The organism is Streptomyces chumphonensis, from assembly GCF_014779715.1.
Taxonomy (GTDB): domain Bacteria; phylum Actinomycetota; class Actinomycetes; order Streptomycetales; family Streptomycetaceae; genus Streptomyces; species Streptomyces chumphonensis.
In genome coordinates this window covers 77,297-99,014 of the sequence record NZ_JACXYU010000003.1, presented here as the reverse complement: position 1 = coordinate 99,014, position 21,718 = coordinate 77,297, and the positions used below count along the sequence as shown (strand labels likewise).

At 75.8% G+C, this 21,718-nt stretch carries 19 protein-coding genes; 5 read left to right on the top strand and 14 right to left on the bottom strand.

The genetic code is table 11. The features are described 5' to 3' along the window. Positions 1–381: 381 nt before the first annotated feature. Positions 382–783: an SH3 domain-containing protein gene (locus IF129_RS08145; protein WP_191208844.1), complete on the top strand. Its 402-nt coding sequence runs from the start codon at positions 382–384 to the stop codon at positions 781–783. Between the two features lie 208 nt (positions 784–991). Here the strand turns inward: IF129_RS08145 and IF129_RS08140 are convergent, their stop codons facing one another. From IF129_RS08140 to IF129_RS08120, 5 genes are all read right to left on the bottom strand, one after another. After that, entirely contained in the window at positions 992–1,633 is a 642-nt protein-coding gene (locus IF129_RS08140) for a class I SAM-dependent methyltransferase (RefSeq protein WP_191208843.1), read from the bottom strand. 373 nt (positions 1,634–2,006) lie between these two features. Continuing rightward, the gene (locus IF129_RS08135; RefSeq protein ID WP_318153626.1) at positions 2,007–3,407 is read right to left on the bottom strand and encodes an FAD-dependent oxidoreductase; all 1,401 of its coding nucleotides are present in this window, start codon (positions 3,405–3,407) and stop codon (positions 2,007–2,009) included. A 10-nt stretch (positions 3,408–3,417) separates the two neighbouring features. After that, a complete protein-coding gene (locus tag IF129_RS08130; RefSeq protein ID WP_191208842.1) occupies positions 3,418–4,662 on the bottom strand; it encodes an MAB_1171c family putative transporter in 1,245 nt (414 codons plus the stop codon). Then, positions 4,659–5,300 carry a hypothetical protein gene (locus IF129_RS08125; RefSeq protein WP_191208841.1) on the bottom strand — a complete coding sequence of 214 codons (642 nt, stop codon included), beginning with the start codon at positions 5,298–5,300 and terminating at the stop codon, positions 4,659–4,661. Before IF129_RS08125 ends, IF129_RS08130 begins: the two co-directional genes overlap by 4 nt. Before the next feature lie 59 nt (positions 5,301–5,359). Then, the gene (locus IF129_RS08120; RefSeq protein WP_191208840.1) at positions 5,360–5,917 is read right to left on the bottom strand and encodes a helix-turn-helix transcriptional regulator; all 558 of its coding nucleotides are present in this window, start codon (positions 5,915–5,917) and stop codon (positions 5,360–5,362) included. Between the two features lie 301 nt (positions 5,918–6,218). Between IF129_RS08120 and IF129_RS08115 the strand changes: the two genes are divergently transcribed. Next, positions 6,219–7,094 carry a GGDEF domain-containing protein gene (locus IF129_RS08115; protein WP_191208839.1) on the top strand — a complete coding sequence of 292 codons (876 nt, stop codon included), beginning with the start codon at positions 6,219–6,221 and terminating at the stop codon, positions 7,092–7,094. Between the two features lie 145 nt (positions 7,095–7,239). Beyond that, complete coding sequence (locus IF129_RS08110; protein ID WP_191208838.1) at positions 7,240–8,592, top strand: glycoside hydrolase family 26 protein; 1,353 nt, start codon at positions 7,240–7,242, stop codon at positions 8,590–8,592. Positions 8,593–8,651: 59 nt separating this feature from the next. On the opposite strand, the gene IF129_RS08105 is transcribed toward IF129_RS08110, so the two are convergent. Genes IF129_RS08105 through IF129_RS08070 form a run of 8 tightly spaced genes read right to left on the bottom strand, consistent with a single transcriptional unit; the run spans position 8,652 to position 18,715 of the window. After that, entirely contained in the window at positions 8,652–9,809 is a 1,158-nt protein-coding gene (locus IF129_RS08105; RefSeq protein ID WP_191208837.1) for a GNAT family N-acetyltransferase, read from the bottom strand. Beyond that, positions 9,806–10,729: a hypothetical protein gene (locus IF129_RS08100; RefSeq protein ID WP_191208836.1), complete on the bottom strand. Its 924-nt coding sequence runs from the start codon at positions 10,727–10,729 to the stop codon at positions 9,806–9,808. Before IF129_RS08100 ends, IF129_RS08105 begins: the two co-directional genes overlap by 4 nt. Positions 10,730–10,735: 6 nt before the next feature. Next, positions 10,736–11,893 carry a glycosyltransferase gene (locus tag IF129_RS08095; protein ID WP_191208835.1) on the bottom strand — a complete coding sequence of 386 codons (1,158 nt, stop codon included), beginning with the start codon at positions 11,891–11,893 and terminating at the stop codon, positions 10,736–10,738. Further along, positions 11,893–12,774, bottom strand: a complete 882-nt coding sequence (locus IF129_RS08090) for a polysaccharide deacetylase family protein (RefSeq protein WP_381480335.1) — start codon at positions 12,772–12,774, stop codon at positions 11,893–11,895. Before IF129_RS08090 ends, IF129_RS08095 begins: the two co-directional genes overlap by 1 nt. A 51-nt stretch (positions 12,775–12,825) precedes the next feature. Continuing rightward, a complete protein-coding gene (gene murJ, locus IF129_RS08085) occupies positions 12,826–14,550 on the bottom strand; it encodes a murein biosynthesis integral membrane protein MurJ (RefSeq protein ID WP_318153625.1) in 1,725 nt (574 codons plus the stop codon). Between the two features lie 5 nt (positions 14,551–14,555). Next, complete coding sequence (locus IF129_RS08080) at positions 14,556–16,013, bottom strand: O-antigen ligase family protein (protein WP_191208834.1); 1,458 nt, start codon at positions 16,011–16,013, stop codon at positions 14,556–14,558. A gap of 2 nt (positions 16,014–16,015) precedes the next feature. Continuing rightward, on the bottom strand, positions 16,016–17,524 hold the full coding sequence (locus tag IF129_RS08075; protein WP_191208833.1) for a sugar transferase: 1,509 nt from the start codon (positions 17,522–17,524) through the stop codon (positions 16,016–16,018). 12 nt (positions 17,525–17,536) lie between these two features. Then, positions 17,537–18,715, bottom strand: a complete 1,179-nt coding sequence (locus IF129_RS08070) for a glycosyltransferase (protein ID WP_191208832.1) — start codon at positions 18,713–18,715, stop codon at positions 17,537–17,539. A 377-nt stretch (positions 18,716–19,092) separates the two neighbouring features. Here IF129_RS08070 and IF129_RS08065 point away from each other — a divergent pair, with 377 nt between their 5' ends. Then, positions 19,093–19,344, top strand: coding sequence for a chaplin (locus tag IF129_RS08065; protein WP_191208831.1), 252 nt, complete (start codon positions 19,093–19,095; stop codon positions 19,342–19,344). Between the two features lie 127 nt (positions 19,345–19,471). On the opposite strand, the gene ligD is transcribed toward IF129_RS08065, so the two are convergent. Further along, positions 19,472–20,485: a non-homologous end-joining DNA ligase gene (gene ligD / locus IF129_RS08060; protein ID WP_191208830.1), complete on the bottom strand. Its 1,014-nt coding sequence runs from the start codon at positions 20,483–20,485 to the stop codon at positions 19,472–19,474. Positions 20,486–20,590: 105 nt separating this feature from the next. Between ligD and IF129_RS08055 the strand changes: the two genes are divergently transcribed. Further along, positions 20,591–21,715 (top strand): ATP-dependent DNA ligase, encoded by a 1,125-nt coding sequence (locus IF129_RS08055; protein WP_191208829.1) that lies wholly within the window; start codon positions 20,591–20,593, stop codon positions 21,713–21,715. The last annotated feature ends 3 nt before the right edge of the window (positions 21,716–21,718 follow it).

Sequence of the window (21,718 nt, the reverse complement as noted above, 5' to 3'; positions counted from 1 at the left end):
GGCCGGCGCAGAGGAAGCACCGACGCGCCACCGGTGACCCCGGCGCGCCGAACAGGCCGGCCGAACCCCTCGCGCTCGGCCATTCCCACCTCGTCAAACCCAGGCCGACGGTGTGCCGTGCACCGCGCGGCCCGGAGCGCCTCCGTCCTCCGCATAGGACAGACGCAATTCCCTCAGCGCAGGTCGAAACGCGAGAACGCCCGTTCTTTCGTCCTCCACAAAAAGACCCGCGGACCCTTTCCTCGCTTGGCCCGAAAAGGGCGACGACGGCCTCAAGCACTATCCTCGCCCCAGGTTGGCAGAAATTTCGCTTCCAGCTCGGGGCGCCACGAAACAATGCTGGGCGGCGTCCGAGAACGTCGCTCGAAGGGGAACGTCTCCATGCGCACGATGCTCAAGACGACCGCCGCCGTCGGGGCCGCCATCCTGCTCGGCCTGGGTGCCACCAGCGCCCATGCCGCCGACGCCTCGCAGCACGCCGCCACCCCGGCCCCCACGAAGGCGCAGACGACTCCCGTCACGGTGCTGAACACCCAGGTCCACGCGTGGCTGCGGGTCCACGTCCGGGCTGAGCCCAACACGAGCAGTGAGATCCTCAGCCACGTGGCTCCGGGCTACACCTACCCCGCGATCTGCTGGACGTACGGCGAGACCGTGACCCTGGAGGGCTACACCAACAACAAGTGGGTCCTGATCGACCGGACCTGGCCCAAGCAGAACGGCTACGTGACCGCGATCGCCCTGAGCGGCGACGACACCGGCGGGGTCTCCGAGAAGTGCTGACGGCGCGGCGTGGCCAACCCGGGCTGTGAACCGTCCGGTCGGCTCGGCCCATGACTGAAGCCTCTGGTACACGGGCTCACGGGGTCACGGCCACGATCGCCCGGTACCCACCAGAGGCTTCACGTGCCGCCCCGCCCGTGCGGGCTGTCCAGCCGGTCCCCGGCCAAGGTTGTCGCGTGCCGTCGAAGGCGGCACGCGACAACCTGATTCACTTCCCTGCGCGCATCAGCAGATGCCCCCGGCGAAACCGTTCTCCCTCGCATGGCTCACGCAGCATCCGGCCGACCTCGGTGAAGCCGGCCGCACCGGCCAGCCCTGCAAGGTCGTCGATCGGCCATCGGTAGGCTGTCGTCACCTTGTGGTCGAACGCCGTGGTCGGCTCACCTTCCGACTCGAAGAAGGCGAGCAGAAGAGTCCCGCCGGGCACGAGAACCCGATGGAACTCGGCGAGGTAAGCCGGCACGTCCCGCGGTGGGGCGTGAATGATCGAGTACCAGGACACGACGCCTTGCAACCGGCCGTCATCCAGGTCGAGGGCATCCATGGAACCGATTTCGAACCGCAGATCCGGGTATGTCTCCCGCGCGAGATCGATCATCACCGGCGACAAGTCGACGCCGAAGACGCGCAGCCCCAGATCCCGCAGGTGTGCGGTGACAGGTCCGGGGCCGCATCCCAGCTCGGCGACGGGCCCGCAGCCGGCGGCCCGCACAGCTTCGGCGAACGCGGCGAGCACCGCGCGATCCAGCGGAAGAGTGTTGAGGTCGTCGCGTGGCAATCCGGCATAGGGAACGGCGACGGCATCGTAGGCATCAGCTGTCGCACCGTGATACGAGGAAAGTCCAGTCACAAGCGAGGACCCTAGAGCCTTCCCGACGCTGACGGCCGGCTGTCGGACAGGCCCACCGGCGACTGCTCGAAGCGACGGTGACGCCCCATGTGCCGCACACGATAGTGTCGCTCACACCGGCGCTGAGCTGCACAAGGCTGAGCTGCACGAAGTGGTCCCCACTCGCCTCGCGCCACACGGTTGCCCCCAGAGAAGGCGGCGGATCGCCGCGCTTGCGGTCTGTCGGTGCACCGAGGAGGCCGTGGAGCTGTCGGCCGCGCTCGCACCGCCCCTCGACGAGGCGGTTCGCGCGACGTCGAGTCGGCACCACGGGTGGGGCGGGCCAGGGGTTCCGTTGTCTCCCGGTGTGACGTGAGGCCCGGCCCGGGTCGGGTCAGACGGGGTCGGGGAGGCGGAGGACGCGGAGCTCCTCGGGCGTGAACGGGGGCTCGGCGGGGGCCGGTCGCCGGGGGCCCCGGAGTGTGGCCACCAGGGCGGCGGGGGCGACGAGCCCGGCCATGGGGCCGGAGAGGGTGAAGGCGGTGTAGAGGGCCCGGGCGGCGGCCGGGCGGGTGTTGGCCGTGGCCATCAGCCGGTCGACGTACCGCCCCAGCATCTTCAGCGGCAGCGGCGGCCGGGGGCCGATGGCGTCGGGGTACCGGACGTCCTGGCTGGTGGCGGTGGACCAGGCGCCGTCGACGGCCCGGGCGACGGCGCGCTGGACGGCGCGGGCGGTGCCGGGGGCCAGGCCGCGCCGGGCCAGGTTCTCCCGCAGGGCGGTGGCACCGTGGGCGGCCACCGACATGCCGTGTCCGTAGACGGGGTTGTACGTGGCGACCGCGTCGCCGAGCACGACGAAGCCCTCCGGCCAGTGCGGCAGGCGCTCGAAGGAGCGGCGGCGGTTGACGGTGCTGCGCGAGCGGTGCACCGGGCCGGCGGGTTCCGCACCGGCCAGCAGCTCCCCCACGATCGGGTGCCGCACGGCGTCGCGCGCGAACTCCGTGAACCTCTCCGCGTCCAGGGGCGGTTCGCCGCCGCGGGTGCCGGAGAGGGTGACCAGCCAGCGGTCCCCCTCGATCGGGACCAGGGTGGCGGTGCGACCGGGCCGGGGTGCGCGGTGGTCCGCTTGGACGTTGACCAGGGGCACGGCCGGGCCGCTGCCCGGCGGGGCGTGGAAGAGGCGGCTGGCGTAGGCCAGTCCGGAGTCGATGACCTCCTCGGGCACGCCGGGCAGCCCCAGCTGCTCCAGCCACGCGGGGGCGCGCGAGGCCCGTCCGGTCGCGTCGACGACGAGGGCGGCGTCGACGGTGGTCTCCTCGCCGGTGGCCGGGTCCCGCAGCCGGACGCCGGTGACGCGGGTGGCGCCGCCCGCGAGGCCGTCGGCGGTGACGCCCTGCCGGACGGTGATCCGGCCGTCGGCCAGCACCCGTTCGCGCAGGGTCCGGTCGAGCAGGTCCCGGCTGCACGTGATGAGGTACTGCAGGTCGGGCCAGCGGTGCAGCCAGCCCTGGGCGGACAGGGACACGATGCCGTCGGGCATGCCGATGCGCCGCGCCCCGGCGGCCAGCCACCGTTCCTCCATGCCGGGCACCAGCGCCTCGATGGCGCGGGCCCCGCCGGACCACAGCAGGTGCGCGTGGCGGGCCTGGGGAACGCCCCTGCGCGGCTCGGGGCGGGTGGGCAGGACGTCGCGTTCGACGACGGTGACCCGGTCGACGTGCCGGGCCAGCGCGGCGGCGGCGAGCATGCCGGCGAGGCCGCCGCCCAGCACCACGGCGTGTGTCGGTCTGTGCACCACTGCGTTCTCAGTCCTCTCGGTGATGGGCCGGGCTCGGGTCGGCCTCCGGCCGCGCCGGCGGGTCGTGCGCCTCAACGGCCGACGCGCGGACGACCGGTGAGGCGGCGAAGGCCCGCGAGACCTGGACGAGCCAGTCGAGTTCGCCGATGCCGTCGGCCCCGCCGATGGGGCCCGCGCACTCCTCGCCCCCGTCCGGCGGGAAGGTGCGGTGCCGGGCCTTGGCGGTGACGGCGGCGCGCAGCCGGGCGGCCTCGACGACCGCCAGCAGCTCGGTGTCCGCCAGGCCAGCCTCCTCGCCCAGGCGGCGGGCCGTCGGGCCGGCGGCCGGGTCGGTGTGCGAACGCAGCGCGAGGCGACCGTCGTTGATCTCGGCCAGCCGCCGGGTGAGCCGGAGCTCGAAGTCCCACCACGGCACCCGGGCGGGCGGGACGATGGCCGGGGTGGCCGCGCGCAGGGCGTTCCACAACGGGAACAGCGCGCGGTAGGCGCGCCGCCGGGCGAGCCGATCCCGGGCGCCGCTGAGCTTCTCCCCGCCCACCGGCAGGGCGTAGCCGAGGGCGCTCATCAGCAGCCCGACGACGGCGAGCGCCGGGGCCACCTCGGTGTTGAGGGCGTCCCAGTCGCGCCCGGCCCACCGGGCGGCGACGGCGAGGAGCTTGGCCACGCAGAAACCGAGGGCGCACACCGCGCCCGCGCAGATCAGCCGCAGCCCCCGGCGCAGCCAGGGACGTCCGGCCACGGCGGCCCAGCCGGCCACCTGCCGGGCCAGGATGGTCATGGCGACGGCCAGGGCCACCAGGTAGAGGACGATGAACGCGCCGGTGGCGGGCGTGGTGGCGTAGTAGGTGTCGAAGTCCGTGCGGCGCTCGACGCGGGGGTCGCCGAGGGCGAAGAGGACGACGAGGGCCAGCAGGACCGCGCTGTAGGCGCCGATCCAGCGCAGCGCGACCGGCCGGGCGCGCTCGACGGGGTGGCGCCAGTAGGTGATCAGCAGGTGGGAGGAGACGCCGAGTGCGGTGAGGAGGCAGTAGACCACCGGGGCGGCGATGTTGGGGACGCCGGTGTGGGCGTTGAGCCGGGCGATGGCCACCGGAGCGGCGAAGAACATCGCGGCGCCGGCCAGGAGGAGGGTGGAGCACACCGACCAGCGCATGGGGTTGCGCGGTTCGCGCCACAGACCGGGCAGCTTGAAGCCGAGGGCGGCCCAGGAGGCCGCCGAGCAGACCCAGTACAGGCCGGTGGGGTCGTTCACCGGGTCCGCCCGGGTGCGACGTCCGCGCCCCGGTCGTCCGGTGCCTGCCCGGGCGTGGCGTCGCGGGCCGGGGCGTGCGGAGGCGCGGTGTCGGCGGGGCGGCCGTCGGTGGGGCGTCCGAGGGTGTTCTCCAGCCGGTCCACGACGGCGGCGGCCGAGGGTGGGACCGGCCACGTGCGCCGGGGCAGCCAGCGGCTGACCCTGGCCATGAGCAGGGAGGCGAAGAAGTCGGCCTCCTGCTCCTCCTCGGCGGTGCAGTGGGTGCGCCGGGCGACGATGCGTCCGACCGTGCCGGGGTCGAGCGAGGGGAACAGCAGGGCGTCGGTGGTCTCCTCCGCCCCGGGCGTGGCCCGGTGGTCGGCCTCTATGTGCCAGAACTCGTGGCAGGTGATCAGCAGTTGGTGCCAGGGGCTGGTGCGTTCCTCGCACAGGATGAAGTGGGCGTCGTCGGTGGCCACCCACAGGCCGCTGACCGTGTCCGGCGGGAAGGCGACCAGCCGGTGGTGGACCGCCCGGCCGAGCCGCTGGCGCATCCGAGCGCACAGGGCCGCGACGACCTCCTCCGGCTCGGCCGGGAGCGGCAGGTCGAGGTCCTTGACCAACGCCGCGCAGCTGCGGCGCATGGTCTTGATGTTCACCGGGTCACCATGCCGCGTTCCCTGCCCTTCCGTGCCGGACTGCCGACGGGGTGCCCCCTTCACGGGGCGGGGCGCCCGGGCGGCGCGGCCCCGGGCCCGCCGGTGTCCGTGCCCTCGATGTCGCCGTCCAGCACATGTTCGACGATACGGGTCACCGCCGCGAGCCCTTCGGGCGTCAACTCCAGTGCGCGGAGTGCGAGTTTGCGCACACCGAGGTTGTGGGCGACCTGGGCGAGGGCCAGCTCGGCGTCGGTCTGGACGGCGGTCGCCTCGTCCAGGAAGTAGGAGGCGGGCACGCCGAAGAAGCGGGCGAGCGCGGCGAGCAGTTCGGTGGAGGGGTTCTTCTTGGTGCCGGTGCGCAGCGCGGAGAGGTAGGCGCCGCCCACCCTGATGTGCGGGTTGGACTCCTTGACGGAGAGGGCCACTTCGTCGTTGGTGTAGGTACGGCCCCGGGGCCCTTCCGGGCGGATCGTCCCGAACAGCCGGTTGAGCCGGGCCGCGAGCGTCGGCAGGCCCTTGCCGTCGGCGTCCTCGGTGGTTCCGGCGTTGTCGTTCCCGGTGTTCTCGGTGTTCCCGGAGTTCTCGGTGTTCTCGGTGTTCTCGGTGGTGTCGGGCATCGCACCTCACCCCTCCCGCCCGCATGCAGGAACGCATCCTAACGTTCCATCAATTTCTGGCAATCAACCAGTAGTTGACACGCAGGCCGCTTCCGCGTCTAGACTCACACAGCGCACGGGATCAACTACTGGTTGAAAGTAAGCCACGAACGGCCGTACGTTCACCCCCCGGCACACGGCCGCCCCCCGGCTCGGCACGGCCCGCCCGCAGCACCGTTCGAACACCGTCACGAAGAGACGCCGGTACGGCCCCGCTCGCCCACGGGCCTCGGGCGCGCCGGCCGCGGGGAAGAGGGGATCGATGAGGACCGCTCCGAGGACAGTCAACGGCGCGCCCGCGCACGGCGCGCACGGCGCCCCACCGCAGGACCGGCACGCCCCCGTGGCACCCGAAGCACCGCGCTGCCCCTCCTGCGGGCGGAACTTCGTCGACGGGCTCACGGGCGTGCTCGACCGCCAGGCGTGGGAGAACCGGGCCTTAGCCGCCCTGGCCCGGGCGCGTGACGAACGCAGCCCCCTGGCGCTGGTCCTCGCCGACCTGGACCGCTTCAAGAGCGTCAACGACACCTACGGGCACGTCGCGGGCGACGAGGTGCTCAAGGCCACCGCCGAGGTGCTCGGCCGGATCGAGGGCGCCGTCGTCGGGCGGTACGGCGGGCACACGGGTGACGAGTTCCTGGTGCTGCTCCCGCACAGCGGAGTGGACGCCGCCCGGCGGGCCGCCGGACGCGCGCTGGAGGCCGTGCGCGGGCGTACCATCGGCGTCCGCACGAGCCGCGACGCCTCCGTCGCGCTGACCGGCCAGACGGTGTCCATGGGAGTGGCCGGACGGGTGCCGCTGGGACGCCCGGAGGACGAGCTGTTCGACCTGCTTCTGGACTGCGACGTCGCCCTGCGCGCGGCCAAGCGCGCGGGCGGCGACCAGGTCAGGGAGTCACGGCCCGCACTGGGCGCGCGGTGTCGGCGCCCGGAACCGGACCGGCCCGGTCGCACGCCAGCCCGGACGGAGGGTCGCGCGGAACACCCCCGGCAGGTCCGGATACCGCTGGCCGCCCTCGGCCACACCGCCCAGCAGGACGGGACGGAACTGGTGCTCTCGGTGGCCTCGGCGACGCACCTGCGGGACATCCTCGGACGGCTGCTCGACGAGGCCCCCGAGGCCCCCCGGTCCGGCTGACCCGCGTCCGCCCGGCCCGGGTACGCCGCGCGGGGGCGCGCGTCCGGACGCCGCCTGCGCCGACCGGGGGACGCGGGGCACCGATGGCCCAACGGCGGCGCCCCGGGCCGGACACGGTCCGTCCACCCGTGCCTACTGTCGGATCATGCGTGCCCGAAAGGGGCGTCCGCAAGGAGCCCCCCACTCCCGCCCGAGGCGCCGTGCGGCCGGTGTCTGCGCCGGTGCCGTCGTGGCCGGCCTGCTCCTCGGCACCCTCGTGGTGCCGTGGGGCGACGAGGCCGGGAACGACGACGCCCGCAACGCGGCCCCCGGCCCCGTCGCCACCCCGTCCGCGCCCTCCCCGCCGCCGACCCCGCCCAAGCCGACACCCCCCGACCCCCCGAGCCCGCCCGCGGTCCCCAGCCCGCCCGGCGACACGCCCCCGCCCGGCTCCGGCAGGACCGCGATCGGCGCCTTCCTCGACTCCGGGCCGCGCGGCGTGCGGCGCATCGCCGAGCTGGAACGCTGGCTCGGCGGCACCGAACTGCGCGTCGGGCACACCTACCTGCCCGGCGACCTGTGGGTGAACATCGAGGGCAGGCCCGAGTTCCTGCGCCCCTGGGCGCGGTGGCGCCGGGCGGACGCCGACCGGATGCTGGTGCTCAACGTGCCGATGTTCGAGCGGAACGAGGCGGGCGTGGGCGACGCCGAGGTCCGGCGGCTGCTGCGGACGGCCGCGCGCGGCGACTTCGACCACCACTTCCGCACCCTCGCCGAGCGTCTCGTGCGCCTGGGGGCCGAGGACACCGTCCTCGTCCTCGGCTGGGAGATGAACGGCACCACCTACACCCACCGCTGCGCACCCGACCCGCACGCCTGGAAGGCGTACTGGCGACGGATCGTCACCACGATGCGCGCGGTGCCCGGCCAGGAGTTCCGCTTCGACTTCACCCCCAGCCGGGGCCGGGACGCCGTCCCGTGGCCCCGCTGCTACCCGGGCGACGACGTCGTGGACATCATCGGCCTGGACGCGTACGACCAGCCGCCCGGCGCCGACTTCACCGACCACGTGACCCAGCCCTACGGCCTCCAGCACCACGTGGACTTCGCCGCCGCGCGCGGCAAGCCGATCTCCTTCCCGGAGTGGGGCCTGTTCCGCAACGGGGACAACCCCGCCTACATGCGGGGCATGCTGGAGTGGTTCGACCGGCACCGGCCCGTCTACCAGACCGTCACCGACTACTGCCCGCACGGCGTGTGGCAGTGCCGCAGCAACCCGCGCTCCTCCGCCGTCTTCCGGGAGGCGCTGTACGGCCTGCCGGACGTCTCCGCACCGTCCGGCACACCCGAGCCGTCCGCCACGGCCCGGCCCGACGAGGTCGCGGGACGCCCGGAGGAGCCCGGCTGCGTCGCCCTGGAGTTCGGAGACTGGCTGGAGCGGTGGATCGGCGAGCGCCGGGTGTGCCTGTTCCCGGACCGGCCGGGCACGACCCTCACCTTCGGCCGCGACGGCCGCTGAACCTGCGCTGAACCCGACCGGGCCCCGGGGCCGCCACGCCCCGGGGCCCCGCCGCGGCGTCAGCCCGGCTCGGGGGCGGGCGTGCGGGCGCCGCGCAGCCGGGCACGCCAGGCCCGCACGGCGGGCATCCGGGCCCGGGCCGCCGAGGCCGCGACCGCGCGGCCCGACGCGCCGGCCGTGAGCATCCGCAGCGCCGGGGCCAGGCGCCGACGCGCCAGCAGGAACCGCTGGTTGGTGACCGTCTCCGGCCGCCAGTGCAGCTTGTAGGGCTCGGTGCCGCGCAGCAGGCTGAGCACCCGCCGCCCGGACGCCGTGACGTGCCGGGTGTCGTGCCGCAGCAGCATGGTGGTGATGTCGACCTTGTTCTCCCGCAGCCTCGGGTGCGCGCCGTACAGGTAGCCGCCGGCCAACTCGTCGGACATCAGGGTGACGTCGGAGGCGACGACCTCCCCGTCCATCCGGTACTCCGTCACCACGGCGTCCCCCGCGCCCACCATGCCGCCGACGGCACGCGTCAGGTGCTCGGCGAAGCGCGGCCGCAGGTGCTCGGGCGTCACCCCCCGGCCGTGCCACTGGAGGGCGTGCAGCCGCAGCAGGTTGCCGACGGCCGCGGGCACCTCGGCGGCGGGCACGGGCCGTTCCTCGATGCCGAGGGCGTCGAGTTTGCGCAGTTTGGCGCGGAAGCGGCGCGCGGCCCTCCCGGAGAGCCGGTTCAGCAGCTGCTCCAGGCCGACGCCGGGCAGTTCCAGGCACTCCGAGTCGCACAGCCGGCTGCGCGGGCCGGGCCAGTGGCGGAACAACGTCTCGGTCAGCGACCCGGGCCGCACCTCGCGCAGGTCGATCACGGCCGAGCCCGACGCCCGGTGCAGTCCGCGCAGGAGCGCCGTGCGGGCTCCGGGGCAGTCCGTGTCGAGGAGCACGTCGAAGAAGTCCGAGATGCCGCCGCCCAGGGGGACCAGGGCGGGGAGCGGGCGGTAGGCCAGCATCAGTGGTGCGGCGCCGACGAGCCGCGCGCCCCGCCGCACCAGCACGAGCCGCAGGCGGCCCGGGCGTCCGTAGGAGAGCCACCACGAGTGCAGCCAGGCGTGGCTCTGGAACGGGGTGGCGGCCGGGCTGCGCCGGTGCAGCGCGTCCCACTGGGGACCGAGGGCGGCGAACTCCGCCGGGTCGCGGCACAGGCTCACCGTGACGGGGTCCGCCGCCGGCTGCCGCGTCATCGGGTGCCCTCCCCCGCCGGTGGGGCCGACTCCTCGGGGCGGGTGGCCGCACGCGGCCGGGCGAGCAGCGTCAGCCCGCCCACCAGCCCGCCGGCCGCCGCGCCGACGGCCGCCGCCAGCGGGGCGGAGGGCGAGGACGGTGCCGCGGGCGGCAGGGCCCGGGCGAAGAGCACGAGTTCGACGCCGGTGCGCTTGGCCGAGGTGTTGCCGTTCGCGGCGAGTGCCTCGGCGACGGCGTTGGCCCGTTCGGCGGCGGCCCCGGGACCGGTCGCGGTGCCGGTGACCTCGATCATCGGAGCGTCGGGCGAGGTGGCCGAGCGCACGCTCTCGCGCAGCGTGCCGGCCGGGACCTCGGCGGCCCGCTGCGCGGCGGCGAGGACGGCACCGCTGGTGGCCAGCCGCCCGTACGCCTGGGCGAAGCCCAGCGCGGACGTCGGATCGGACTTCTCCCCCGGCACGACGACCACGTAGCCGGTGGCCGTGTACTGCGGGGTGCTCAGCGTGCCCCAACCGCCCCCCGCGAGGAGGCCCAGCAGGACGCAGGCGGGCAGCGGCCACCACCTCGGGGGACGGGGGAGCCGACGCGCCAGGCGGCGCGGCGGCCGGGGCCGGCGGACGAGGGCCCGCCGGAGCAGCCGCACCGCACGCAGCAGGGTGCCGAGGGCCCGGTCCCGTAGTCGGGGCGGGTCGTAGCCGGGTGCGGCGGTCGCGGTGCCGGGCTCGCCGTCGGGCCGGGTGCCGGGCCGGGGACCGGTGGTGGCGGGCTCGGTGGGCCGGCCCGGGGAGGTGCTCTCGGCGTCCGGCGTCCTGGTGGTCCTGGCCGCCCGGTTCGGCTTGGCCGTCTTGGTCGGCTTGGTCGGCTTGGTCTTCCGGGTGGTCTCGGTGGTGTTGGTGGTGTTGGTGGTGTCGGTGGCGGGCATGCCGGTTCACCTCGGGGCGGGAGCGGGACGGAGGGGAGCGGCGTCGACGCGGGCGCTGACGGAGGTGTAGACGTCCATCAGCCGGTCGGCGCTGCGGGCGATGTCGTAGCGGCGGACGGCGGCGGGGACGGGCCGGCGCGGCAGCGCCTCGTCCCGCACGGCCCGCAGCTCGGCGACGAGTTCGGGGACGCCGGGGCGGATGCGCCGGGCGTCGGGCGCGGCGGACGCGGGCAGTTCGTCCACGGCGGGGCAGGTGACGTGCCGGACGGGCAGGCCGGCGGCGAGCGCCTCCAGGGCGGCCAGGCCGAACGACTCCTCCGGGGAGGAGGAGACGAAGACGTCCATCGCGGACAGCAGGGCGGGGAGCCCCGGCTCGGCGCCGCCGTGCTCGGCCACCGCGCCGTCCCGCTCACCGGTGAGCACGACGCGCTCGGCGGCGCCCAGTGCGGCGGCCAGCCGCAGGAGGGCGTCGCGCTGCGGGCCGTCGCCCACCAGGACCAGCCGGGCGTCCGGCAGCGCGGCCACGGCCCGCACCAGGACGTCGAACCGCTTGCCCGGCACCAGCCGCCCGACACCGCCGACGACGAAGGCGTCCCGCGGCAGGCCCAGCAGGGCACGGGCGCGGCGCCGGGCGGCGGGGTGGAAGCGGAAGCGGGCGGGCTCGATGCCGTTGGGGACGGTCTCGATGCGCTGTCCCGGCACGCCCCAGTCGCGCAGTCTGCGGGCCACGGTCTCCGAGACGGCGACGGTGGCGCCGCCCAGGCGTTCGCTGGCCAGGTACAGGGCGCGGGCGGAACGGGTGAGCGGGCGCCCCTCGATCTGGGCGCTGCCCAGGGAGTGCTCCGTGGCCACGACGGCCCGGACGCCCGCCATCCGGGCGGCCGTCCTGCCGTACACGCAGGCCCGGTAGAGGTGGGTGTGGACGAGGTCGTAGCCGCCGTCCCGGATCAGCCGGGTCAGGCGGGGCAGGGCGGACAGGTCGCGGTTTCCCGTCATGCCCAGGTGGGCGACGCGGTGTCCGTCCCGTCTGATGCCCTCGGCGACGCGGCCGGGGTTGGTGAGGGCGACGACGTCGCAGCCCACCGGCAGGTGCCGCAGGAGCAGCCGCAGTTGCTGCTCGGCCCCGCCGACGCCCAGGCCGGTGATGACGTGCAGGACCCTCATCACACGTCCTCGGGAAGCGCCGGGCGACGCAGCGGATGGAGCAGTTGCTTGGCCCGCAGCCGCAACGCGGTGTCGCGGGCGCCGACATGGATGCGCGGCAGCGCGTGCGGTCCGGTGAGCGGTCCGGGGTCCACGGCGCAGGCGTAGGCGTATCCGGCCGCCCGGACGGCCCGGACGGCCCGGGAGTCGACGGCGCCGTACGGGTAGCAGAACCCGGCGGGCGGCGTCCCGGTGAGGTCGTGCAGCAGGGCGCGGCTGCGGTGCGTCTCCTCGTGCAGGACGGCGTCGCCGACGGTCGTCAGCCGCTCGTGGAGGAGCCCGTGGGAGCCGATCTCCATGCCGGCGGCGGCGACGGCGCGGATGCCGTCGGCGTCCAGCAGCGGCTTGCGCGGTCCGTCGGCGTCCCAGGCGTTGTCGCCGCCGAGTCGTCCGGGCAGGACGAAGACGGTGGCGGTGCAGGCGTGCCGGCGCAGCAGCGGGAGGGCGTGCTCGGTGAAGTCGGCGTAGCCGTCGTCGAAGGTGAGGCCGACGAGTCCGCGCGACCGCCCGGCGGCGTGGGCCCGGAGCAGCTCGCCGACGCCCACGCCGGTCAGCCCGCGTCGGCCGAGCCAGGCAAGCTGCCGTTCGAGACGGGCGGGCGGGACGGTGATGTCGTAGGGGTCCTCGGCCCCGTCGTCGACGGAGTGGTACATCAGGACCCAGGGGGCGACGGCGCGCCGCCCGCGGTGGGCGGGGGCGGGCACGCGGGGGCGGCCGGGCGCACCGCCGGGACGGTCGCCGTGCGGGCGGCCGGGCCGGGCGGGGGCCGGTGTGGCGGGGTTCGGCGGTGCGGTGACCGGGGGGCCGGCGGGTGCGGCGGCGGCTGCCGGGTCGGCGGACATGGCTGCCTCCTTCGAGGTGGGCGGTCGGGAGCGGTCGGGCGGACGGTGCGGTCAGCGGTCGGTTTCGGGCGGCCGCGTCGTGGTGGGCGCCACCGGGCCGGGGGCGGCCCTGCGGGCCGCGCGGCGCAGACCCGCGGCGACGGGTCCGGCCACCTCGGGCGCGCGCAGGAGGAGGCCCGCGCCGGCGAACGCGGCCACGAGGGCGGCTCCCCCGGCGGACGCGGCGGTCAGCGGGCCGGGGCACAGACCCGCGACGGACCAGGCGGCGAGCGCGGCGACGGCGGCGGTCGCGACGAGCCGGACGAGCCCGGAGACCATGCGGCGGACGTCGAGGGGGATGACGCGGCTGCCGAGTCCGTACAGGAGCAGGGCCGCCGTGAGGGTGATCCCGGCGGCGTTGGCGGCGGCGATGCCGTGGATGCCGAAGTGCGGGGCCGTCCACGCCCCGGCCGCCACGGTGACGGCCATCCCGGCGGCCATCGCGAGGGCCGGGTACCAGGTGGGGCGGGCGGCGGAGAAGAACGGGCGCACGAGCGCGCCGACGAGGCTGTGGCCGAGCAGCCCGACGGCGTACACCCGCATCACCGATGCGGTGGCGGCGGTGTCCTCCGGACCGAAGGCGCCGCGCTGGAAGAGGAGCTGGATGATCTGCGGCGCGCAGGCCAGCACGTAGGCGGCGCCCAGGAGGACGACGACGGCGGCGAGGTGCAGGTCGCGTTCGACGCGGCGGCGGGCCTGCTCGGCGGCGCCGTCGGCCATGGCCCGGGCCACGACGGGGAAGGTGACGGTGCAGATCATCAGGGAGAGCACCATCGGCATCTGCGCGACCTTCTGCGCGTAGTTGAGGTGCGAGATGGCTCCGGCGGGCAGGGAGGAGGCGAGGTACCGCTCGATCAGCACCTGCGACTGACGTCCCACGCAGAAGAGGATCACCGGGGCGAGCAGGGCGGCCCCCAGCAGCGTCGGTCGGGCGGCCGGGTCCGCCGGTCGGCGGGCACGGCGCCGACCGGGCACGACGCCGGCCCGCGCCCGGGCGGCGTCGTGCCCGCGCCGACGGGCGGTCAGGTGGCGCAGGACGAAGGGGAGCTGTACGAGGGCCATCAGGCCGCCGCCCAGGGCGACGCCGAGCGCTGCGGCCCGGACGCCCAGAACGGTGTGGCAGAGGACCACGGTGGCGATGATGGTCAGGTTGTAGGCGGCGTAGATGGCGGCGGGCGGGGCGAAGCTGCGGTGCGCGCGCAGGGCGGCGCTGAAGTACCCGGCGACGCCGAACGCCAGCACGGTCAGCGCGGTCAGCCGGGTGCAGTCCACCGCGAGCCCGGGCTCGTCCAGCCCGGGGGCGAGGGTGCGCACCAGGAGCGGCGCGGCGAGGACGAGCAGCGTGGTGGCGGCGCCGAGGACGAGCAGGAGCCGGGGGAGGGTGGCCGCCACGAGGTCCCGTACCGGGTCCGTGGGGGCGTCGGCGGCCGCGCGGCGGGAGAGGGCGAGGCTGAAGGCGGGCACGAGGAGCAGGGCCATGGCGTCCTCGATGAGGAGGGTCGCCGCCATCTCGGGCAGGGTCCAGGCCACCAGGAAGGCGTCGGTGCCGCTGCCCGCGCCGAAGAGGTGGGCGATGGTCTGGTCGCGCACGAGTCCGAGCAGCGCGCCGGCCGCCGTCAGGAGGGCCGTGAGGGCGGCGGCGCGGGCGAGGAACCGGCCCAGCGGTGAGCCGGACGGCGCCGCCGGTGCGGGGTCGGGGCCGGACGGTTCGGCGGCGTGGGGCCGTGCGGTGGTCACGTCGGTCACCGGCCGACCGCCGTCCGTGCGGCGGGGCCGGGCTCCCCGGCCGGGCGCGCCGCCAGCGCCCACCAGGCGACGAATCCGAAGACGATGCCCGTCAGCGCCGTGGAGGGGCCTCCGATGTCGGCGTAGAGGAAGTCGACGAGCTGCCAGCAGAGCATGCCCACGGCGAGCAGTCCGCAGTCCCGTTCCGCCCACCGGCCCCCCGGCGCGCCTGGCGGGGCGGGGCCGGTGCGCAGCCGGCGCACGGCGCACACCGCGAGGGCGGCCCAGGAGCCGCCGAGGGCGAGCAGCCCGACGAGCCCCTGCTCGCTGAGGACGAGGAGGTACATGTTGTGGGGGGAGAGCAGCGGTTCGCGCCGGAAGTCGCTGCCCGCGCCGGCGATGTCGCTGCCGGAGGAGAGGGCCAACGAGGCGTGGGCGTCGCGGTGGTCGGGGAAGCCCTTGAGGCCGACGCCGGTCAGGGGGGCGTCACGCCAGATGCTGACGGCGGCGGCCCACAGGGTGTACCGGTCGGTGACCGACTGGTCGGGCGCGGCGGTCACGTCGGTGATGCTGCCCAGGCGTTCGCCGATGAGCTGCGACCCGATGCCGAAGCCGCCGACGAGGACGACGCCGGCGCAGGCGACGACGGCCAGGGTGCGCAGCGCGAGCCGGGCCCCGGCGAGCAGCAGCACGGCCGCGCAGGCGACGGCCGTGGCGATCCAGGCGCCCCGGCTGAAGGAGAGGACGAGCGGCACGACGAGCGCGGCGGCGCAGCCGAGCGCGGCCGGACGCAGCCAGCGGGGGCTGCGGGCGGGGGGTGCGAGGCCCACGGCCAGGGCGACGAGGAGGCCGTGGGAGACGACGGTGGACATGCCCATCACGTCCAGCGGGCCGAAGGTGCCGACGGCCCGGATGTCCTGGCCCCGGTAGGAGGCGCCGGTGCCGGTGACGTACTGGTGGACGCCGACCGCGCCCTGCACGACGGCGAGCAGCAGCAGCCCGGCCATGACGAGGCGGGCGTGGCGGGGGTGGCGCAGCGCGAGGACGACGGCGGCCGGGACGAGGACGAAGACCTCCAGGTACCGGACGAGGCCGGGCAGGCCGGCGGCCGGGTCGCGGGAGGTGATGGCGGCCAGGGCGATGCCGACGGCGGGCGCGGCGAGGACGAGGGCGGCGCGGCGGGTCAGCGGCCGCTCGCGCTCGCGCAGGGCCCGCAGGGCGCACCACAGGACGAGGGCGGCGCAGGCCGCGTCGGCGGGGGTGACGCGGGAGTCGCCGGAGCCGGTGGGCAGGCACAGGAGGAGGAGGACGGCCACCACCGGCAGGCCGGGGGCGTAGCGGGCCCACCGGGCCCGGGTCGTGCGGCCGGTGGCCCGGTAAGACGGGGACGGTGCCGGTGCCGGGTCGGCGACGGGTCGGGGGGACGGTGCCGTGCCGTCCGGTGCCCGGGGGCGCGGGGCCGTCGCGGTGGCCACGCTCAGCTCCCGCCGTGCCGGACCAGGGAGGTGACGGTCCGCACGAGGATGCGCACGTCCTGCCACAGCGTCCAGCTCGCGATGTAGTGGTTGTCGAAGCGGGCGCGGTCCTCGATGGAGGTGTCGCCACGCAGGCCGTGCACCTGGGCGAGCCCGGTGATGCCGACGGGCATGCGGTGCCGCCGCGCGTAGCCGGGGTAGGTCTCGCTGAACTTGGCGACGAAGTAGGGCCGCTCGGGGCGCGGGCCGACCAGGCTCATGTCCCCGCGCAGGACGTTCCACAGCTGCGGCAGCTCGTCGAGCGAGCTGCGGCGCAGGAGGCTGCCGACCCGGCTCATGCGCCGGTCGCGGGCCACGCTCCACAACGTCGCCGACTCGTAGGCGTCGGCGGGGCGCAGCGTGCGGAACTTCAGCAGGGTGAACGGGCGGCCGTCGCGCCCGACGCGCTCCTGGCGGAAGACGACGCCGGGCCCGTCGGCCAGCCGGACGGCGGCGGCGCAGGCCAGCAGCACAGGCGACGCGAGCACGAGGGCGGGGACGACGAGCAGCAGGTCGAGGACGCGTTTGGCGCGGGTGGCCACCGTGCGCGCCGGGGGCGGGTCCAGCCGTCGGCACGCGAACCCCCACAGGTGGGCACCGGGCGCCCGACCCGGGCGGTGCGGGACGGCCGGGACGACGGCCTGCTCGTCGTCGGCGATCCACAGGGTGCATCCGTGGGCGCGCAGCAGGGTCGCGACGCCCGCGGTGCGCGGGTCGCTCTCGGGGGTGCGGGTGAGGACGGCCTGCCGGACGACGTTCTGGACGACGGCCCGGGTGATGTCCTCCTCGGACTCCAGGACGGGCAGCGGCGGACGGTCGCCCGGCGTGGCGTCGGCGGCCCGGGCGTCGGTCGAGACCACTCCGACGGGCCGCAGTCCGTACTGCGGGTGCTCGTGGAGGACCCGGCCGAGCCGGTGCCCGGTGGCGGTCGGGCCGACGACGAGCGTGGCGCGTGGCCGGCGCCGCAGCGCACGGCGGCGGAGGACGAGGACGCCTCCCCGGCCGGCCGTGGCCAGCACGACGTGCCCGGTGACGAGCGCGAGCAGGGCGCTCAGGCGCAGTCCGTCGTCCGGGCTGAGGCCCGCCCACAGGGCGGCGGACAGCCCCCAGGCGGCGGCGGTCCGGGCGAGGAGCGCGGGCAGCTCGTCGGAGGCGGCGGCCAGCGGCGCGGGCCGGTAGAGGCCGCCGCGCGCGTGCAGGAGCACGGTGAGGACGACGGCGGGCGCCAGCACGCCGAGGACCTGGGCGGCGGGCGCCCCGGCCGAAGTGCAGGCGCCGGCCGCCACGGCGGCGGCCAGGCAGTCGGCCGCCGCGAGGGGGACGGCGTCGCCCCGGCGGGCCCGCTGGACGTGGTCGGGCCGGCGGCCGGCGGGCCGGGGCGCGGAGCGGGGTGGGGGGAAGACCTTGGGGGCCGCGTGATCCACCGTGGTCGTGGGGGCGGCACCCGAGGTGTCAGCGCTCTCCGTACTCATGGTTCTCCGTGGTCATCGCTCGACGCGCTGGGCGCTCTGCTCGTGCGGGCCGCGGAGCACGTCGCGGTAGAGCTCCGCGACGGCTGCCGCCGTACGTCGTACGTCGTGGTGGTTGCGGACGTGCTGCAGGGCGCACGCGGCGGCGGCCGACCGACGCCGGGGGTCGGTCAGCAGCCGGGTCAGGGCACGGGACAGTGCCGAGGGGTCCTCGGGGGGCACCAGGCAGGGGCCGTGCAGTGCGGGCGGCAGGCTCTCGCGGGCACCGGTGACGTCGGTGAGCACGACGGGCCGGCCGGTGGCCATGGCCTCCAGCGGGGCCAGCGCCATCCCCTCCCAACGGGAGGGGAGCACGACGAGGTCGGCCGCCCGGTACCAGGGGCGGGGGTCGGCGGCCGCGCCCGCGAGGACGACCCGGCCGGGGGCCGCGTGCAGCAGCCGGTCGCGCTCGGGACCGTCGCCGACGAGCACGAGCCGGGCGTCGGGACGGTGCGCGCTGACCGCCGGCCACGCCCGCAGCAGGACGTCCTGGCCCTTCTGGCGGCACAGCCGGGCCACGCAGACGAGCAGCGGGGCACCGGGCGGGACGCCGTCGAGGGCGGGCAGCGCGGCGCGGGCGGCGTGCCGGTCGGCGTCACCCGCGGGGCGGAAGTGGTCCAGGTCGACGCCGTTGGGCACGACGTGCCAGGGGGCGGCGATCCCGGCCTCCGTCCCGCGCCGCCGTTCGTCGTCGCTGACGCAGACCGCGGCGGCGGTCCAGCGGGCGGCGGCGCGTTCCCACGTCCGGGCGAGTCGGGCGGCGGTGCCGTGCACGGCGTCGAAGGACCAGGCGTGCGGCTGGAAGAGCGTGGGGACGCGTCCGCGCAGGGCGAGCCGGGCGGCGAGTCCGGCCTTGGCGCTGTGCGCGTGGACGACGTCGGGGCGCAGCGGCCGCAGGGCGCGGGCCAGGCGGGCGGTCTCGGCGGGGAGCGCGGGGCCGGGGGCGCGCTGGGCCGGCCAGGGGTGGACCGTCGCGCCAGCGGAGCGTGCGGCACCGGCCAGCGGCCCGTCGGGCGGGCAGAGGAGGTGGACGCCGAGGCCCTCCTCGCACTGCGCCCGCACGAGGTCGGTGACGACCCGGGCGACGCCTCCGTCGACGGGCTGGGCGATGTGGACCACCGTCAGCTGGTGCGGTGGGCGGTCGTGATAGGGCACGCGTACTTCTCCCCCGGGGTCCGGCGGTACGGATGGCGGGCCGCTCGCCGGTGCTCTCACGGGACGCGGCGGCGGGGGCCGGTCGGGTCCGGAGCAGTACGACGGCTGCCAGAAAGGAACTTTGGCAGATTATGAGCTGAAACCATGTCAGACGCGCTGATATGTCTGGTGTTCACCGGGTCATACGATTCATCGAACTCATCGGACTCGTCGGATCAGCGCACCGACCCCCACGTCCCGCGTTCCCGCCACCGGGCACCCCCGGGCGGCGCAGCGGCACCGCACCAACGGGTGACCGGGCGTATCCCGCTCCCCCCGGCGTCGTTGAGCGGAGTGCCCCATCAACGCTGTCAAAAGCTGTGACATAAGGAGAGATCATGAAGCGCATCGTCAAGGCGACCACCCTGGCCGCGGCGGGCTGTGCCCTGGTGGCCGGCGGCGCGGGTTCCGCCCTGGCGCACGGGGACTCGGGCGCGAGCGCTCAGGGCGCGGCCGTGAACTCCCCCGGTGTCCTCAGCGGCAACGTCGTGCAGGTCCCGGTCGCCGTGCCGATCAACCTCTGCGGCAACTCCGTGAACATCGTCGGCCTGCTGAACCCGACGTTCGGCAACACCTGCATCAACAAGTGATCTGACGGATCACCAGCGGGCCGCCCCGGCGGCTCCCGGCCCGTGGACGCCCCGCGCGTCCACGGGCCGCCGTGCGTCCGGGCCGGGCGCCCCGTCGCGCGGCCGGGGCCGGGCGGAGGGGCCGGGGTCAGTGCGGGTCGCGCTTGGCGCGGCTCGGCTGCACGCGCTTGGGCTCCCCCGGCATCTTCGGGTAGTCGGGCGGGTAGGGCAGATCGCTGAGACCGTGGTCCCGGGCGTCCCGCTCGGCGAGTTCCAGCAGCGCGTCGAGCCGGAAGGCGTGCCGCTCCATGTCGGCGTGGACGTCCCCCTCCTCGGCGAACCGGGCGGGCATGGTGGCCAGGTCGAAGTCCTCGGGGCGGGCCGCGTCCAGCTCCTCCCAGCGCAGCGGTGCGGACACCTGGGCCCTCGGGTGCGGCCGGACGGAGTAGGCGGCGGCGATGGTGCGGTCGCGGGCCGTCTGGTTGTAGTCGACGAAGATCCGCTCGCCGCGCTCCTCCTTCCACCACGCGGTGGTGATCCGGTCGGGGTCCACCCGCTCCAGGGCGCGGGCGACGGCGATGGCCGCGCGGCGGACGTCGGTGAACGTCCAGCGCGGTTCGATGGGCACGAAGACGTGCAGGCCGCGCCCGCCGGACGTCTTCGGCCAGCCGCGCAGCCCGAACCCGTCCAGCAGTTCGGCCAGGCGCTGGGCGGCCCAGCGGGCGTCGTCGAACCCGGTGCCGGGCTGCGGGTCGAGGTCGATCCGCAGTTCGTCGGGGTGTTCGGCGTCCCCGCGCCGCACGGGCCAGGGGTGGAAGGAGAGGGTGCCCAGGTTGGCGGCCCAGATCACGGCGGCGATCTCGGTGGGGCAGATCTCGTCCGCGTGGCGTCCGCTGGGGAAGGTGATCCGTTCGGTGGGGATCCACTCCGGCAGCCCCTTCGGCGCCCGCTTCTGGTAGAAGAACTCCCCCGCTACGCCGTCCGGGTGACGCTGGAGCGTGGTGGGGCGGTCGCGCAGCGCGCGCAGGACGCCCTCCCCGACCGCGAGGTAGTACGCGGCCACGTCCCGCTTGGTGAACCCGCGCTCGGGGAAGTACACCTTGTCCGGGTTGGACAGGCGTACGGTCCGCCCGTCCACGTCCAGCTCCACCGCCTGACCCATACGCGCCACGCTAGACCGCCGGACCGGTGCGCGCCCGTCCGGCGGACACCGGCCCGGCTCGGCGGTCGGCGGGCGCGGCGGTCGGCGCGGGGGCACAATCGCGGCATGGACCTGCCGGTGATGCCCCCCGTGAAGCCGATGCTCGCCAAGGCGGCGGCCACGATCCCCGCGGGCATGCACTACGAGGCCAAGTGGGACGGCTACCGGGCCCTCGTCTTCCGCGACGGCGACGAGGTGGAGATCACCAGCCGCTCGGCCAACCCGCTCACCCGCTACTTCCCCGAACTCGTCGACGCGCTGCGGGCCAACCTGCCGCCGCGCTGCGTGCTCGACGGCGAGATCGTCGTCGCCCGGGGCGGGCGGCTGGACTTCGACGCCCTCCAGCAGCGCATCCACCCCGCCGACTCACGGGTGCGGCTGCTGGCCCGCACGACGCCGGCCGAGTTCGTGGCGTTCGACGTGCTGGCGCTCGACGACGCCGCCCTGCTGGACGTCCCCCTCCAGGAACGCCGTGCGGCGCTGGAGGAGGCGCTGCGGGGCGCCGAGCCGCCCGTGCACCTGGCCCCGGCCACCCGGGACGTCGCGGTCGCGCGGGAGTGGTTCGAGCGGTTCGAGGGGGCCGGGCTCGACGGCGTCATCGCCAAGCGGCTCACCCTCCCCTACCGTCCCGACCAGCGGCTCATGGTGAAGATCAAGCACGAGCGGACGGCGGACTGCGTGGTGGCGGGCGTCCGGGAGCACAAGAGCGGGCCCGTGGTGGGTTCGCTCCTGCTGGGGCTCCACGACGACGCGGGCCGACTCCAGCACGTCGGCGTGTGCGGCGCCTTCTCCCAGGCCAGGCGGCGGACGCTGATGGAGGAGCTGACCCCGCTGCTGATGGACTCGGCCGAGGGGCACCCCTGGGCCGACTGGCGGAGCGAGGCCGCGCAGGCGGCGGGTCGGCTGCCGGGCGGCCAGAGCCGCTGGAGCGGCGGCAAGGACCTGTCGTGGCTGCCGCTGCGCCCGGAACGGGTGTGCGAGGTCGCCTACGACCACATGCAGGGCGACCGGTTCCGGCACACCGCGCAGTTCCGCCGCTGGCGGGAGGACCGCCGGCCCGAGGAGTGCACGTACGCGCAACTGGAGGAGGTCGCGAACTACGACCTCACCGAGGTGCTGACCGGCGGAACGGGCGGCGCGGACGGCCCGGTCGGCGCGGACGGCTACGGAAGGGCGGACGGCCCGGGCTGAGGC

Coding starts and splice junctions, on each gene's coding strand:
- IF129_RS08145 (WP_191208844.1), top strand. CDS start 382: ATGCGCACGATGCTCAAGACGACCGCCGCCGTCGGGGCCGCCATCCTG.
- IF129_RS08120 (WP_191208840.1), bottom strand. CDS start 5,917: ATGCCCGACACCACCGAGAACACCGAGAACACCGAGAACTCCGGGAAC.
- IF129_RS08115 (WP_191208839.1), top strand. CDS start 6,219: ATGAGGACCGCTCCGAGGACAGTCAACGGCGCGCCCGCGCACGGCGCG.
- IF129_RS08110 (WP_191208838.1), top strand. CDS start 7,240: ATGCGTGCCCGAAAGGGGCGTCCGCAAGGAGCCCCCCACTCCCGCCCG.
- IF129_RS08105 (WP_191208837.1), bottom strand. CDS start 9,809: ATGACGCGGCAGCCGGCGGCGGACCCCGTCACGGTGAGCCTGTGCCGC.
- IF129_RS08100 (WP_191208836.1), bottom strand. CDS start 10,729: ATGCCCGCCACCGACACCACCAACACCACCAACACCACCGAGACCACC.
- IF129_RS08095 (WP_191208835.1), bottom strand. CDS start 11,893: ATGAGGGTCCTGCACGTCATCACCGGCCTGGGCGTCGGCGGGGCCGAG.
- IF129_RS08090 (WP_381480335.1), bottom strand. CDS start 12,774: ATGTCCGCCGACCCGGCAGCCGCCGCCGCACCCGCCGGCCCCCCGGTC.
- IF129_RS08075 (WP_191208833.1), bottom strand. CDS start 17,524: ATGAGTACGGAGAGCGCTGACACCTCGGGTGCCGCCCCCACGACCACG.
- IF129_RS08065 (WP_191208831.1), top strand. CDS start 19,093: ATGAAGCGCATCGTCAAGGCGACCACCCTGGCCGCGGCGGGCTGTGCC.
- ligD (WP_191208830.1), bottom strand. CDS start 20,485: ATGGGTCAGGCGGTGGAGCTGGACGTGGACGGGCGGACCGTACGCCTG.
- IF129_RS08055 (WP_191208829.1), top strand. CDS start 20,591: ATGGACCTGCCGGTGATGCCCCCCGTGAAGCCGATGCTCGCCAAGGCG.